The sequence below is a fragment of the Streptomyces sp. SCUT-3 genome, assembly GCF_014083985.1.
Taxonomy (GTDB): domain Bacteria; phylum Actinomycetota; class Actinomycetes; order Streptomycetales; family Streptomycetaceae; genus Streptomyces_H; species Streptomyces_H thermolineatus.
Genome location: NZ_CP046907.1, coordinates 5,312,003 through 5,326,769, shown reverse-complemented (window position 1 = coordinate 5,326,769; position 14,767 = coordinate 5,312,003). Strand labels below are relative to the sequence as shown.

Below are 14,767 nucleotides of genomic sequence, written 5' to 3'. Positions count from 1 at the left end.
TCGATCAGTCCTTCGTCCGGGTGTACCTGCGGGGGGTGCGGCGGGAGCGGGGCAGCGACTTGCCGGCGATGACGGTGCGGCTGCCGCCTTCCCTGCTCTGGAGACTGACCGCCCGGCGCACTCCGTAACCGAAGGCGGCGACCTTGACCAGCGGGCCGCCGAAGGTGGAGGCGACGGTGGAGGACAGCGCGGACGCGTTGGCCGCGACCTCCTGCACGTCGGAGGTGATCGCGTCGACCCGGTCCAGCTGGGCGCCGGCCGCGCGCACGGTCGCCGTGGCCTCGGTGAGCAGCGGGACGGCCCGGTCGGTCACCCCGGCCACCAGGCGGGTGGTGGCCCTCAGGGTCTGGGCGAGTCTGGCCAGCACCACGGCCAGGAAGGACACCAGGACGGCCCAGAAGACGGCCACGATGATGCCTGCCACCTCTGCACCGGACACGTTGCGCGCTCCTCTACTGGCGTCTTCGGGACAGGTACCCGACCCTATCGCGCCGCGGGCCCCGGCCCGTACAGCGTTTCCCGGGCGCCGGGGCGCCGGGCGGCGGAACGGCGCACGGCCCCGGTCGCGCGGGGCGACCGGGGCCGTGGCCTTGCTGCATGCGGCGGTACGCCGCCCGGGGTCAGCGGGCGTAGTACTCGACGACGAGCTGCTCGTCGCAGATCACCGGGATCTCGCGGCGGTTCGGGTCGCGGTCGAGGCGGAACGCCAGCGCCTGCAGGTTGACCTGCAGGTAGCGCGGGGTCTCGCCCTCGCCGGCCCAGCCGCCCTCACGGGCGACCTGGAACGGGGTCTTGTTGCGGCTGCGCTCGCGGACCATCACGACGTCGTCCGGGCGGACGCGGAAGGACGGCTTGTCGACCTTGGTGCCGTTGACCTCGATGTGGCCGTGCACGACCATCTGGCGGGCCTGGTAGATGGTGCGGGCGAAGCCGGCACGCAGGACCAGGGCGTCCAGGCGGCGCTCGAGCTCGACGACCAGGGCCTCGCCGGTCTTGCCCTCGGCCTTGCGGGCGCGGTCGTAGGCGCGGCGCATCTGCGTCTCGCTGATGTCGTACTGGGCGCGCAGGCGCTGCTTCTCGAGCAGACGGGTCTTGTAGTCGCTGTTCTGCTTGCGGCCGCGGCCGTGCTCGCCCGGCGGGTAGGGGCGGGCCTCGAAGTACTTGACGGCCTTGGGGGTCAGAGCGATGCCGAGGGCACGCGACTTCTTGACCTTGGGACGCGACTGGTTAGGCACGTTCCGGTCCTCCATACGGGTTTGGATGCGGTTTTCTCACTGCGGAGGTCGCGCGTCCCGCCCCGGGAACACCAGTCGCTTCACGGGCAACAGCGAATCGGCGGCCGCCTCGGGCGGTCGCGATCGACGGAGGTCCGATCAGCTCGTGGTCAGCCGCGTCCAGCGGGGCCGAACCCGCCCGGATGCCGTCAGCAGCCGGGCGCACACGAACTCGGGGACAGCCTACCGCGCCCGGGACGCCCGGCGTGAATCGGGGCCGGTCACGTCCCGGACAGGCGCTCGCGCACCCGGTCCAGCACGTCCGCGTAGCGGGCCTCGGCGCCGTGGCGGGTGGGCTCGTAGTAGCGCCGGCCGTGCACCTCGTCGGGCGCGTACTGCTGGGCCGCGACGCCGCCGGGCAGGTCGTGCGGGTAGACATAGCCCTTGCCGTGGCCGAGCTTCCCGGCCCCGGGGTAGTGGCCGTCCCGCAGGTGCGGCGGGACGGGGCCGGCGCGGCCGGCGCGCACGTCGGCCAGGGCCGCGTCGATCGCCAGGTAGGCGGCGTTGGACTTGGGTGCCAGGGCGAGGGCGATGACCGCCTGGGACAGGATGATGCGCGCCTCGGGCATGCCCACCAGCGCCACCGCCTGGGCGGCGGCGACCGCCGTCTGCAGCGCGGTCGGGTCGGCCAGGCCTATGTCCTCGCTCGCCGAGATCATCAGCCGGCGGGCGACGAACCTGGGGTCCTCCCCCGCCTCGACCATCCGCGCCAGGTAGTGCAGGGCCGCGTCGGCGTCCGAGCCGCGGATCGACTTGATCAGCGCGCTGGCCACGTCGTAGTGCTGGTCGCCGGAGCGGTCGTACTTCACCGCGGCGCGGTCGACCGCGGTCTCCAGGGTCTCCAGGGTGATCACGGTCTCGCCCTTGGCCGTCGCGGCGCCCGCGCCGGCCTCCAGGGCGGTCAGCGCCCGGCGGGCGTCGCCCCCGGCCATCCGCAGCAGGTGCGCCTCGGCGTCCTCGGGCAGCGTCACCGCCCCGCCCAGGCCCCGCTCGTCGGTGAGCGCCCGCCGCAGCAGGCCCCGCAGGTCCTCGTCGGTGAGCGGCTCGAGGGTGAGCAGCAGGGAGCGCGAGAGCAGCGGTGAGATCACCGAGAAGTAGGGGTTCTCGGTGGTCGCGGCGATCAGGGTGACCCAGCGGTTCTCCACCGCCGGCAGCAGCGAGTCCTGCTGCGCCTTGGAGAAGCGGTGGATCTCGTCGAGGAACAGGACCGTCTCGCGGTTGTAGGCGCCCGACTCGCGGCGGGCGCCCTCGATGACCGCGCGGACCTCCTTGACGCCCGCGGTGATCGCCGACAGCTCCACGAAGCGGCTGTCGGTGGCGCGGCTGACCACGTGGGCCAGGGTGGTCTTGCCGGTGCCCGGCGGGCCCCACAGGAAGACCGAGGAGGGGCCGGCCGGGCCGCCGGAGGCCTCGCCCACCAGCCGCCGCAGCGGGGACCCCGGCCCCAGCAGGTGCTTCTGCCCGGCCACCTCGTCGAGGGTGCGCGGACGCATGCGGACGGCCAGCGGGCTGCGTCCGGGGTCCCTCTCCCGGCGGTCCTCTGCGGCGGCGGTGAACAGGTCGGGCTCCACCCGGGGAAGCCTACAGCTCAGACGAGCGTGCTCCAGTAGCTCCACCACCGGGTGAGGATCAGCATGACGATCACCCCGTACCACACGACCGGAACCGCCCAGTGGAACTCCAGCACGGCGCCCCGCAGGCCCTCGGGCGCGGGGATCACGCCGTGCCGGAGGTTGTGCACCAGGGTGTACCAGAAGAGCAGGATGGTGGCGGCCCAGGCCAGGGAGCACCACAGGCACAGGGAGCCGATGACGTACAGCGACTGGTACTGCAGCCAGGTCACGAAGGCGACGCCGAAGACCGTGCCGGCCTGCAGGCCCAGCCAGTACCAGGGGCGGTAGGCGGCCCCGGCGAGCGCCCCGACGCCGATCGCCACCACCACGCCGAAGGCGACCAGTCCGATCATCGGGTTCGGGAAGCCGAACACCGACGCCTGGTCGCTCTGCATGATGTTGCCGCAGGAGATGATCGGGTTCAGGCTGCACCCGGGCTTGAAGTCCGGGTCCTGGAGGAGCTTGACCTTGTCCTCGGTGATCACCCACGAGGCCAGCAGGCCGAGTGCGCCGGCGATCACGAGCAGCCAGGCGAACGGCCGCGTGGCCCGGACGGTGCCGTCGGGGCCGGAGGGCCGCCGGTCCGCGGACCCGTCGGCCGTCCCGCCGGTTCCGTCGTGCTCGAGTGTCGTAGTCGTCATGTCGCCATTCCGTCGTCGGAGGATTGCCGCCCTGCCCAACGACCGCACGGTGCAAGGAGTGCCGGGCGCTTTTCATTGTGCACCGGGCGCGTGCCGCACCGGGAGGCGCACGGAACACCGCGGGACTCTCCCGGCGCAGGAGGGGACCAAGGTCCCGGGACGTCCGGCGGACGGGCCGCGGCGACATCGGCGGCGCAACCGTGCGATTCGGGAGGAACGCCCCGGGTAGCCGACCCGTCGTCGGCAGACCCCGTACCCGAAAGGTGCAAGTCCCATGAAGGCAGTGGTGTGGCACGGCAGGCGCGACGTGCGCGTGGAGGAGGTCCCCGACCCGGCGGTCAAGGAGCCCACGGACGCGGTGGTGCGGATCACCTCCTCCGGCCTGTGCGGCTCCGACCTCCACCTGTACGAGGTCCTGGCCCCGTTCATGACCGAGGGGGACGTGCTCGGCCACGAGCCCATGGGGATCGTGGAGGAGGTGGGCCCGGAGGTGACGGGGCTCAAGCCCGGCGACCGGGTGGTGATCCCGTTCCAGATCTCCTGCGGCGACTGCTTCATGTGCGGCCAGGGCCTGTACACCCAGTGCGAGATCACCCAGGTGCGCGACCACGGCACGGGCGCGGCGATCTTCGGCTACAGCAAGCTGTACGGGCGGGTGCCCGGCGCGCAGGCCGAGTACCTGCGGGTGCCGCAGGCCCGGTTCGGCCCGATCAAGGTCCCCGAGGGGCCCCCGGACGACCGGTTCGTCTACCTCTCCGACGTGCTGCCCACCGCCTGGCAGGCCGTGGAGTACGCGGCCGTCCCGCCCGGCGGCAGCCTCGTGGTGCTCGGCCTGGGGCCGATCGGCGACATGGCCTGCCGGATCGCCCGCCACCGGGGCGTGGAGAAGGTGATCGGGGTGGACCTGGTGCCGGAGCGGCTGGCCCGTGCCCGTGCCCGCGGGATCGAGACGGTCGACCTGTCGGCGGTGGACGACCCGGCGGAGGCGCTGCGCGGGGCGACCGGCGGACGCGGGGCGGACGCGGTGGTCGACGCGGTCGGCATGGAGGCGCACGGCAGCACGGCCGTGAAGATCGTCCAGCAGATGGCCGGGCTGCTGCCCAAGGCCGTGGCGGAGAAGGTCATGGCGACGGCCGGGGTGGACCGGATGGCGGCGATGAACCTGGCGGTGGCCGCGGTGCGGCGCGGCGGCACGATCTCGCTGAGCGGCGTCTACGGCGGCATGGCGGACCCGATGCCGATGCTGACCCTGTTCGACAAGCAGGTCCAGCTGCGCATGGGCCAGGCGAACGTCAAGCGGTGGGTGCCGGAGATCATGCCCCTGCTGGTGGACGAGGACCCGCTGGGCGTGGACGACTTCGCCACCCACCGGGTCCCGCTGTCCGAGGCGCCCACGGCCTACGAGAAGTTCCAGAAGAAGGAGGGCGGCACGGTGAAGGTGCTGTTCCGGCCCTGAACAGGCCCCGGGGCGAACGCGGCCGCCCCCGCCGCCCGGGTGTCCGGGCGGCGGGGGCGGTCTCGTGCGGGGCGGCCGTGTGAGGGGTTGCCGCGGGCGGGTCGGGCCTCAGGCCTTCTCGCCCTCCGCCTTGCGGGCGGCTTCCTTCGCCTCGGCCTTGGGACGGGCGTCGACGCCGGCCTCCCGGCGCTGCGCCGGGGTGATCGGCGTCGGTGCGCCGGTCAGCGGGTCGCCGCCGGTGGAGGTCTTCGGGAAGGCGATGACGTCGCGGATGGACTCCAGCCCGCCCAGCAGGGCCACCAGGCGGTCCAGGCCGAGGGCGATGCCGCCGTGCGGCGGCGGGCCGTAGTTGAAGGCCTCCAGCAGGAAGCCGAACTGCGACTGCGCCTCGTCCTCGGACAGGCCGATCGCCTCGAACGCCCGCTGCTGGACGTCCCGGCGGTGGATACGGATCGAGCCGCCGCCGATCTCGGACCCGTTGAGCACCAGGTCGTAGGCGTTGGACAGGGCGGAGGCCGGGTCCTTGTCGAAGGTGTCCAGGCACTCGGCGGTGGGCGCGGTGAACGGGTGGTGGATGGCCGTCCACCCGGTCTGCACGCCGCTCTCGTCCTCGACCGGCTCGAACATGGGGAAGTCCACGACCCACAGGAACTTCCAGGCGCTCTCGTCGATCAGCGAGCAGCGGCGGCCGATCTCCAGGCGGGCCGCGCCCAGCAGCTCCAGGGAGGCGGTGCGCCGGCCGGCCGCGAAGAAGATCGCGTCGCCCCTGGCCGCGTCGGTGGCCTCGGCCAGGCCGGCCAGGTGCTCGGCGGAGAGGTTCTTGGCGACCGGGCCGCGCAGCTCGCCGGTCTCGGCGTCGACCAGGACGTAGGCCAGGCCCTTCGCGCCGCGGGCCTTGGCCCAGTCCTGCCAGGCGTCCAGCTCGCGGCGGGTCTGCGAGGCGCCGCCGGGCATGACGACCGCGCCGACGTGCTCGGCCTGGAAGACCCGGAAGGAGGTGCCCTCGAAGTAGGAGGTCAGGTCGACCAGTTCCTGGCCGAAGCGCAGGTCCGGCTTGTCCGAGCCGTAGCGGGCCATGGCGTCGGCGTAGGTCATCCGCGGCAGCGGGCTGGGCAGCTCGACGCCGTGGACCTCCTTCCAGATCCGGGAGACGACCTTCTCGCCGAGCGCGATGACGTCCTCCTGGTCGGCGAAGGACATCTCGACGTCGAGCTGGGTGAACTCCGGCTGGCGGTCCGCGCGGAAGTCCTCGTCGCGGAAGCAGCGGGCGATCTGGTAGTAGCGCTCCATGCCGGCGACCATCAGCAGCTGCTTGAACAGCTGCGGGGACTGCGGCAGGGCGTACCAGTGGCCGGGCTGCAGGCGCACCGGCACCAGGAAGTCGCGGGCGCCCTCGGGGGTGGAGCGGGTCAGGTTGGGCGTCTCGATGTCGAGGAAGCCGTTCTCCTCCATCACCTGGCGGATGATGTGGTTCACCTTCGAGCGCAGGCGCAGCGCCTTCGCCGGACCCTCGCGGCGCAGGTCGAGGTAGCGGTACTTCAGCCGCACCTCCTCGTTGACCGAGCCGGGCTCGTACTCGGCGACCGGGAAGGGCAGCGGGGCCGCCTCGGAGAGGACCTCCAGGTCCTGGACGACGACCTCGACCGCGCCGGTGGGGATCTCCGGGTTCTCGTTGCCCTCCGGGCGCACCCGGACCTCGCCGGTGACCTTCACGCAGTACTCGGCGCGCAGGCCGTGCACCGACTCCAGGTCGCGGACCACGACCTGGACCGTGCCGGAGGCGTCGCGCAGATCGATGAACGCCACCCCGCCGTGGTCCCGGCGCCGGGCGACCCACCCGGCCAGAGTCACGGTGCTGCCGGCGTGCTCGGCCCTGAGCGTGCCGGCGTCATGGGTGCGGATCACTGCAGCTTCTCCTTGATCGTGGTGACGACCGACTCCAGGGCGACCGGGTTCTGGTCGCCGCTGTCGAGGTCCTTGAGCTGGACCTGGCCCTCGGCCAGGTCGCGCTCGCCGGCGACGACCGCGTAGCGGGCGCCGGAGCGGTTGGCGGACTTCATCGCGTTCTTCATGCCCTTGCCGCCGAAGGCGAAGTCGGCGGCGACGCCGGCCCGGCGCAGCTCGGTGACCACCGAGAACAGCGCACGGCGGGCCTCCTCGCCCAGCGGCACGGCGAACACCTCGGTGCGGGCGGGGACCTCGATCTCCACGCCCTCGGCCTTCAGCGCCAGGACGGTGCGGTCCACCCCCAGGGCCCAGCCGACGGACGGCAGCGCGGGGCCGCCGATCATCTCGGACAGGCCGTCGTAGCGCCCGCCGCCGCCGACCGCGGACTGCGAGCCCAGGCCGTCGTGGACGAACTCGAAGGTGGTGCGGGTGTAGTAGTCCAGGCCGCGCACCAGCTTGGGGTCGTCGGTGAACTCCACCCCGGCGGCGGTCAGCAGGGAGCGCACCTGCTCGTGGTACTCCCGGCAGGCGTCGCACAGGTGGTCGCGCATCATCGGCGCGCCGTCCAGCTGCTTCTGCACCTCCTCCCGCTTGTCGTCCAGCACCCGCAGCGGGTTGATGTCGATGCGGCGGCGGGTCTCCTCGTCGAGGTCGAGGCCGCGCAGGAAGTCCTGGAGGACGGCGCGGTAGACGGGCCGGCACTCCCGGTCGCCCAGGGAGTTCAGCAGCAGCCGGAAGTCGCGCAGGCCCAGCGAGCGGTAGGCGTCGACCGCCAGGATGATCAGCTCGGCGTCCAGCGCCGGGTCCTCCGCGCCCAGCGCCTCGGCGCCGACCTGCGAGAAGTGCCGGTAGCGGCCGGCCTGGGGGCGCTCGTAGCGGTAGTAGGAGCCGGAGTACCACAGCTTCACCGGCAGGGCGCCGCGGTGCAGGTTGCGCTGCAGGGCCGCGCGCAGCACGGAGGCGGTGCCCTCGGGGCGCAGCGCCAGCTCGGTGCCGCCCTTGGTGGTGAGGGTGTACATCTCCTTGGTCACGATGTCGGTGGACTCGCCGACACCGCGCGCGAACAGCTCGGTGTGCTCGAAGCCGGGGGTCTCGATGTAGCCGTACCCGGCGCGGCGCAGCGGGGCGGCGATCGCCTCGCGCACGGCCAGGAACGTCTCGGACTCCGGCGGGATCAGGTCGTACGTGCCCTTGGGGGCGGAGAAGGTGCTCACGGGAGTGGGTTCGTCACAATCCTCGTCGCGGAGCCCCGGTGGGGGCTCCGGGGGCCTGCGCCACCTGCTGCAGGAAGGGGTTGGTGGCGCGTTCCCGGCCGATGGTGGTCTGGGGGCCGTGGCCGGACAGCACCACGGTCGAGTCCTCCAGGGGCAGGCACACGCGCGCCAGCGACTGCAGGAGCTCGGCGTGGGAGCCGCCGGGCAGGTCCGTGCGTCCGACGGAGCCGGCGAAGAGCAGGTCGCCCGAGAACAGCACCGAGGGCACCTCGGCGGTCTCCGGCGTCCGGAAGGTCACCGACCCCCTGGTATGGCCGGGCGCGTGGGCCACGGAGAACTGCAGTCCCGCCAGGTCGAGGACGGCGCCGTCGGACAGCTCCTTGACGTCGTCCGGCTCGCCGATCGTCAGGTCGCCCAGCAGCTGCTGCCCGATCGAGCGCCCCAGGGCCTTCGCCGGGTCGCTCATCATGTAGCGGTCCTCGGGGTGGATCCAGGCGGGCACGTCGTGCGCCCCGCACACCGGAACCACCGAGGCCACGTGGTCGAGGTGGCCGTGGGTGAGGACGACGGCAACGGGCTTGAGCCGATGCCTGGCGATGGTCTCCTCGACTCCGGGGGCCGCTTCGTGGCCCGGGTCGATGATCACGCACTCCTCACCGGCGGCGGGGGCGACCAGGTAACAGTTGGTCCCCCAGGCCCCGGCGGGGAACCCGGCAATGAGCACGTTCGTCCTTAACTGAAGTCCGCGGGTGGTTTCGGCAGACCAGAAGCCTACCGGCGGGGCATGTGCGATCGCGAACCCGTATCCGTCGTTTCGCGGCGGGGGTACTGGACGAGCGGTCGTGCGGGGCGCGAGGATCTGCGCCGAACGGAACCGCGTTCGAGGACAACAGGAGACGACCGGTGGTCACCAAGGACGAGCGGCGGCGGCAGCTGGCCCGCGAGAAGTACGAGCGCCAGCAGCAGCGGCGGGCCGAGCAGCAGAAGAAGGCGCGCAAGCGCAACGCCGCCGTCGCCGCCGGCCTCGCCGTGGTCCTGGTCGCCGGCGGCGCCGCGTGGGCGTCGGTCGGCCTGACCGAGGAGGAGAAGACCCTCACTGACGCGTCCGCGGAGGCGAGCGCGGAGGCGAGCGCGGAGGCGAGCGCGAGCCCCTCGGCCCGGCTCGAGCAGGACCCGTGCGGGAAGCCCGCGAAGGGCAAGGCGGCGACGAAGACCTGGAAGAAGGAGCCGGCCCTCGACGTCGACGCCTCCGCGAAGTACACGATGGAGCTGCGCACGACCTGCGGCGACATCTCGTTCACGATGGACGCGGAGAAGGCCCCGCACACCGTGAACTCCTTCGCCTTCCTGGCCGGCGAGAAGTACTTCGACCACACGAAGTGCCACCGCCTGACCACCTCGGGCATCTACGTGCTGCAGTGCGGCGACCCCACCGGCTCCGGATCCGGCGGCCCCGGCTACAACATCCCCGACGAGAACCTGGACGCCCTGGGCAAGCCCGGCGGCACCGGGACCGTGAAGTACCCGGCCGGCACCGTCGCCATGGCCAACACCGGCCAGAAGGACAGCGGCGGCAGCCAGTTCTTCCTCGTCTACCGGGAGACCGAGCTCCCGCCGAGCTACACCCCCTTCGGGACGGTCTCGGAGGACGGGATGAAGGTCCTGAAGAAGATCGCCGACGCGGGCGTGCAGGGCGGCGGCGGCGACGGCGCCCCGGTCGCCACGGTCGTGATCGACGAAGCGACCGTGAAGAAGGCCTGACCGGTCCGGCGGGGAGACCGCCGGCGGGAGGACGGGACCGCGGGCCGCGCGGGGCGCCCAGGGGCGCGCCGCGCGGTGCCGTCGGCGTGTCCGGACCCCGCGGCGGGGCCGCCGGGCCGTGCCGGACACCGGCGGCCGGGCCGCCGTTCGCCTATGTTTGCGTTGTGTAGGGTGCCTGCGCCGGGCCGGATCCTGTTCCGGCCGGAGGAAACTGTGGACGATGCCGCGGGCCCGCGCCGGGCGGCATCACGTTGAGGAGGCGCTGTGAGCAGCGATCCGTGGGGCCGCGTCGACGAGACGGGGACCGTGTACGTGCGTACGGCCGACGGCGGCGAGCGGGTGGTCGGTTCGTGGCAGGCCGGCTCTCCCGATGAGGCACTGGCCTACTTCGAGCGCAAGTACGACGGGCTGGCCGTCGAGATCGGCCTCCTCGAACGGCGGGTCCGCACCACCGACCTGTCCGCCAAGGACGCGATGGCCGCCGTCGAGCACCTGCGGGCGGCGGTGGACGAGGGCCACGCCGTGGGCGACCTGGCGTCCCTGTCCAAGCGCCTGGACGACCTGGTCGTCGACATCGAGAAGCGGCGCGACGAGCGCCGGGCCGCCCGCGCCAAGGCGGCCGACGAGGCCCGCCAGGCCAAGGAGTCCCTGGTCGCCGAGGCCGAGGAGCTGGCGGAGAGCGAGCAGTGGCGGGTGGCCGGGGACCGGCTGCGCGCCCTGGTCGACATCTGGAAGGGCCTGCCCCGCCTGGACCGCAAGACCGACGACGAGCTGTGGCACCGCTTCTCGCACGCCCGCTCGGTCTTCTCCAAGCGGCGCAAGGCGCACTTCGCGTCGCTGGACTCCCAGCGCGAGGAGGCCCGGCGCCGCAAGGAGGCGCTGGTCGCCGAGGCCGAGGCCCTGTCCGGCTCGACCGACTGGGGGCCCACCGCGGCCCGCTACCGCGAGCTGATGGCCGACTGGAAGGCCGCCGGGCGCGCGCAGCGCGAGGCCGAGGAGGACCTGTGGAACCGCTTCCGCGGTGCCCAGGACGTCTTCTTCCAGGCCCGGTCCGCGGTCTTCGCCGAGCGTGACGCCGAGCAGGCCGAGAACCTGCGGGTGAAGGAGGAGCTGGCCGCCGAGGCCGAGGCGCTCCTGCCGATCACCGACCTGAAGGCGGCGCGGGCGGCCTTCCGCTCGGTCAACGAGCGCTGGGAGGCCGTCGGCCACGTGCCGCGCGACGCCCGGCCGAAGGTCGAGGGCCGGATGCACGCGGTCGAGCGGGCGCTGCAGGAGGCCGAGGAGGCCGAGTGGCGGCGCACCAACCCGGAGGTGCGGGCCCGGGCGACCGGCCTGGCCGGGCAGCTGCAGGCCGCGGTCGAGAAGCTGGAGAAGCAGGTGGAGCAGGCCCGCGCGGCGGGGAACACCGCCAAGGCGGACAAGCTCCAGCGCGAGCTGGACGGGCGCCGGGAGCTGCTGGAGCAGGCGCTCAAGGGCCTCCAGGAGTTCGGCGGCTGACGCCGGCCGTACGGTGCGCGCCGCGGCCCCGGGACCGAGGAGGTCCCGGGGCCGCGGCGCGTCCGCCCCGGGCTTCCGCCGCCCCGGGCCGTCGGCGCTACTGGCGGCCCGAGGTGACGCGGTAGACGTCGTAGACGCCCTCGACCCCGCGCACCGCCCTGAGCACGTGCCCCAGGTGCTTGGGATCGCCCATCTCGAAGGTGAACCGCGAGGTGGCGACCCGGTCGCGGGAGGTCTGCACGGCGGCCGAGAGGATGTTGACGTGCTGGTCGGACAGCACCCGGGTGACGTCGGAGAGCAGCCGGGAGCGGTCCAGCGCCTCGACCTGGATGGCGACCAGGAAGACCGAGGACTGGGTGGGGGCCCACTCGACCTCGATGATCCGCTCGGGCTGCTGGGACAGCGACTCGACGTTGACGCAGTCCGCCCGGTGCACCGACACCCCGTTGCCGCGGGTGACGAACCCGATGATCGGGTCGCCGGGTACGGGGGTGCAGCAGCGGGCGAGCTTGACCCACACGTCGTCGACGCCCTTGACGACCACGCCGGGGTCGGAGCCGGAGCGGCGCTTGACGCGGCTGCGGGACGGGGTGGTGATCTCCGCGATGTCCTCGGTGGCGCCCTCCTCGCCGCCGAGCGCCTGCACCAGCTTCTGCACGACGGAGGCCGCCGTGACGTGCCCCTCGCCGATGGCCGCGTAGAGGGCGGAGATGTCCGGGTAGCGCATCTCGTGCGCCAGGGTGACCAGGGAGTCCCCGGTGAGCACCCGCTGGATCGGCAGGTTCTGCTTGCGCATCGCGCGGGCGATGGCGTCCTTGCCCTGCTCGATGGCCTCCTCGCGGCGCTCCTTGGAGAACCAGGCGCGGATCTTGTTGCGCGCCCGCGGGGACTTCACGAAGCTCAGCCAGTCGCGGGAGGGCCCGGCGTTGTCTGCCTTGGAGGTGAACACCTCCACCAGGTCGCCGTTGTCCAGGGTGCTCTCCAGCGGCACCAGGCGGCCGTTGACCCGCGCGCCGATGGTGCGGTAGCCGACCTCGGTGTGCACGGCGAAGGCGAAGTCCACCGGGGTGGACCCGGCTGGCAGCGCGATCACGTCGCCCTTGGGGGTGAAGACGAAGACCTCGTGGCGGGAGAGGTCGAAGCGCAGGGACTCCAGGAACTCCCCCGGGTCCTCGGTCTCCTTCTGCCAGTCCAGCAGCTGGCGCAGCCAGGCCATGTCGTTGACCGTGTCGCCCTTGCGGGGGCGGGCGGGGGTGTCGGTGCGCACCTTGGAGGCTCCGGCGACGGCCTCCTGCTTGTACTTCCAGTGCGCCGCGATGCCGTACTCGGCGCGGCGGTGCATGTCGAAGGTGCGGATCTGCAGCTCGACCGGCTTGCCGCTGGGCCCGATGACCGTGGTGTGCAGCGACTGGTACATGTTGAACTTGGGCATCGCGATGTAGTCCTTGAACCGCCCCGGCACCGGGTTCCACCGTGCGTGGATGGTGCCCAGCGCCGCGTAGCAGTCGCGGACGGTGTCGACGAGGACCCGGATGCCCACCAGGTCGTAGATCTCGGCGAAGTCGCGGCCCCGCACGATCATCTTCTGGTAGACGCTGTAGTAGTGCTTGGGGCGGCCGGTGACGGTGGCCTTGATGCGGGCGGCGCGCAGGTCCTGCTGCACCTGGTCGGTGACCACCGCGAGGTACTCGTCGCGCTTGGGCGCGCGCTCGGCGACCAGCCGGACGATCTCGTCGTACATCTTGGGGTAGAGGATCGCGAAGGCGAGGTCCTCCAGCTCCCACTTGATGGTGTTCATGCCCAGCCGGTGCGCCAGGGGGGCGTAGATCTCCAGCGTCTCGCGGGCCTTCTTCTCCTGCTTCTCCCGCTTGAGGTAGCGCATGGTGCGCATGTTGTGCAGCCGGTCGGCCAGCTTGATGACCAGCACGCGCGGGTCCTTGGCCATGGCCACGACCATCTTGCGCACCGTCTCGGCCTGCGCGGCCTCCCCGAACTTGACCTTGTCCAGCTTGGTGACGCCGTCCACCAGCAGGGCGACGGAGTCGCCGAAGTCGCGGCGCAGCGCCTCCAGGCCGTACTCGGTGTCCTCGACCGTGTCGTGCAGCAGGCCGGCCATCAGGGTCGCCGGGTCCATGCCCAGCTCGGCGAGGATGGTGGTGACCGCCAGCGGGTGGGTGATGTAGGGGTCGCCGCTCTTGCGCTTCTGCCCGCGGTGCCAGCGCTCGGCCACCTGGTAGGCGCGCTCGATCTGCCGCAGGTCGGCCTTGGGGTCGTTGCTGCGGACGATGCGCAGCAGCGGTTCCAGGACCGGGTTGTAGGGGCTGGAGCGCTGGACGCCCAGGCGGGCGAGGCGGGCGCGGACCCGGTTGGAGGAGGCGGGCCGGGGGGCGGTGGGTGCCGCGGGGGCGGGGGTGCGGGCCGGGGGGGCGGGGGCGCGGGCCTCCGGGTCCTCCGGCCCGCGGGGCCGCGCGGTGCCCGCGGAGGATCCGGCCGCGGCCTTCGTCCCGGACGTCCCGGAGGCGGAGGCCCCGGCGACGGACGCGCCCGGACGGCGCGCGGGATCGGGGGAACCGGTCGCCGGGGCGGCGGCCGCCGGCGTGCGGTCCTCCCGGTTCGCGGCGGTGAGCGGCTGGACCTCTTCGGGCAAGGGCACTCCTCAAGCGGTTCCGGACATCCATCGTAGCCACCCGCGGCCGCGCGCTGCGCGTCCCGCCCGTCCCCGGATCCCGGAACGCGGCGGGCCCCGCGGCTGCCGGCCGCGGGGCCCGTCCGTGCGCGCCGTCCGGCGCGGCGGTGGTCAGACGGTGACCAGCGCCTCCAGCGGGGCCCCGGCCAGGGAGGGCTCCAGGCGGGCGCGGCCGCCCAGGAAGCCCAGCTCCATCAGGACCGCCAGGCCCGCGACCTCGGCGCCGCCGCGGCGGATCAGCTGCAGCGACGCCTCGGCGGTGCCGCCGGTGGCCAGGACGTCGTCGATGACCAGGACCCGCTCACCGGGGGCGAAGGCGTCCTTGAGCACCTCGATCTCGGCGCTGCCGTACTCCAGGTCGTACGCCTGGGCCAGGGTGGCCCCGGGCAGCTTCCCCGCCTTGCGGACGGGGACGAAGCCGATCTGCGCCTTGACCGCGACGGGCGCGGCGAGGATGAAGCCGCGGGCCTCCAGGCCCACGACCTTGTCCGCGCCGTGCCGCGCGCACAGCAGGGCGAGGGCGTCGGTCATCGCACCGAAGGCCCGCGGGTCGGCGAGCAGCGGGGTGATGTCCTTGAACGTGACGCCCGGCTTCGGGTGGTCGGGGACGTCCCGGATGCAGCCGAGCAGCAGGGAGCGCAGCTCGTCCGCGGTGGCGTCCAGGGTGCTCATGGGGTG

Annotated in this window: 12 protein-coding genes; 3 read left to right on the top strand and 9 right to left on the bottom strand. The window is 73.0% G+C overall.

Annotated elements, in window-relative coordinates; all coding sequences use genetic code 11:
• Nucleotides 1–4 precede the first annotated feature (4 nt).
• From GQS52_RS23485 to GQS52_RS23470, 4 genes are all read right to left on the bottom strand, one after another.
• On the bottom strand, nt 5–439 hold the full coding sequence (locus GQS52_RS23485) for a DUF948 domain-containing protein (RefSeq protein ID WP_182315315.1): 435 nt from the start codon (nt 437–439) through the stop codon (nt 5–7).
• Nucleotides 440–620: 181 nt separating this feature from the next.
• Nucleotides 621–1,235: a 30S ribosomal protein S4 gene (rpsD, locus tag GQS52_RS23480; protein ID WP_182315314.1), complete on the bottom strand. Its 615-nt coding sequence runs from the start codon at nt 1,233–1,235 to the stop codon at nt 621–623.
• A gap of 260 nt (nt 1,236–1,495) precedes the next feature.
• Nucleotides 1,496–2,845, bottom strand: a complete 1,350-nt coding sequence (locus tag GQS52_RS23475) for a replication-associated recombination protein A (RefSeq protein WP_182315313.1) — start codon at nt 2,843–2,845, stop codon at nt 1,496–1,498.
• A 17-nt stretch (nt 2,846–2,862) separates the two neighbouring features.
• Nucleotides 2,863–3,528 carry a vitamin K epoxide reductase family protein gene (locus GQS52_RS23470; RefSeq protein ID WP_182315312.1) on the bottom strand — a complete coding sequence of 222 codons (666 nt, stop codon included), beginning with the start codon at nt 3,526–3,528 and terminating at the stop codon, nt 2,863–2,865.
• Between the two features lie 274 nt (nt 3,529–3,802).
• On the opposite strand from GQS52_RS23470, the gene GQS52_RS23465 reads away from it, so the two are divergent.
• Nucleotides 3,803–4,984, top strand: coding sequence for a zinc-dependent alcohol dehydrogenase (locus GQS52_RS23465; RefSeq protein WP_182315311.1), 1,182 nt, complete (start codon nt 3,803–3,805; stop codon nt 4,982–4,984).
• Nucleotides 4,985–5,092: 108 nt separating this feature from the next.
• Here GQS52_RS23465 and aspS read toward each other — a convergent pair whose 3' ends face one another.
• Genes aspS through GQS52_RS23450 form a run of 3 tightly spaced genes read right to left on the bottom strand, consistent with a single transcriptional unit; the run spans nt 5,093 to nt 8,869 of the window.
• Nucleotides 5,093–6,889, bottom strand: a complete 1,797-nt coding sequence (aspS, locus tag GQS52_RS23460) for an aspartate--tRNA ligase (protein ID WP_182315310.1) — start codon at nt 6,887–6,889, stop codon at nt 5,093–5,095.
• A complete protein-coding gene (gene hisS, locus GQS52_RS23455; protein ID WP_182315309.1) occupies nt 6,886–8,145 on the bottom strand; it encodes a histidine--tRNA ligase in 1,260 nt (419 codons plus the stop codon). Before hisS ends, aspS begins: the two co-directional genes overlap by 4 nt.
• A 13-nt stretch (nt 8,146–8,158) precedes the next feature.
• On the bottom strand, nt 8,159–8,869 hold the full coding sequence (locus GQS52_RS23450) for an MBL fold metallo-hydrolase (protein WP_182315308.1): 711 nt from the start codon (nt 8,867–8,869) through the stop codon (nt 8,159–8,161).
• A gap of 179 nt (nt 8,870–9,048) precedes the next feature.
• On the opposite strand from GQS52_RS23450, the gene GQS52_RS23445 reads away from it, so the two are divergent.
• On the top strand, nt 9,049–9,906 hold the full coding sequence (locus tag GQS52_RS23445; RefSeq protein ID WP_182315307.1) for a peptidylprolyl isomerase: 858 nt from the start codon (nt 9,049–9,051) through the stop codon (nt 9,904–9,906).
• Nucleotides 9,907–10,170: 264 nt separating this feature from the next.
• On the top strand, nt 10,171–11,403 hold the full coding sequence (locus GQS52_RS23440) for a DUF349 domain-containing protein (RefSeq protein WP_182315306.1): 1,233 nt from the start codon (nt 10,171–10,173) through the stop codon (nt 11,401–11,403).
• 97 nt (nt 11,404–11,500) lie between these two features.
• On the opposite strand, the gene GQS52_RS23435 is transcribed toward GQS52_RS23440, so the two are convergent.
• Nucleotides 11,501–14,050, bottom strand: coding sequence for a bifunctional (p)ppGpp synthetase/guanosine-3',5'-bis(diphosphate) 3'-pyrophosphohydrolase (locus tag GQS52_RS23435; protein ID WP_182315305.1), 2,550 nt, complete (start codon nt 14,048–14,050; stop codon nt 11,501–11,503).
• A 150-nt stretch (nt 14,051–14,200) separates the two neighbouring features.
• Nucleotides 14,201–14,761, bottom strand: a complete 561-nt coding sequence (locus GQS52_RS23430; protein ID WP_182315304.1) for an adenine phosphoribosyltransferase — start codon at nt 14,759–14,761, stop codon at nt 14,201–14,203.
• Nucleotides 14,762–14,767: the final 6 nt, after the last annotated feature.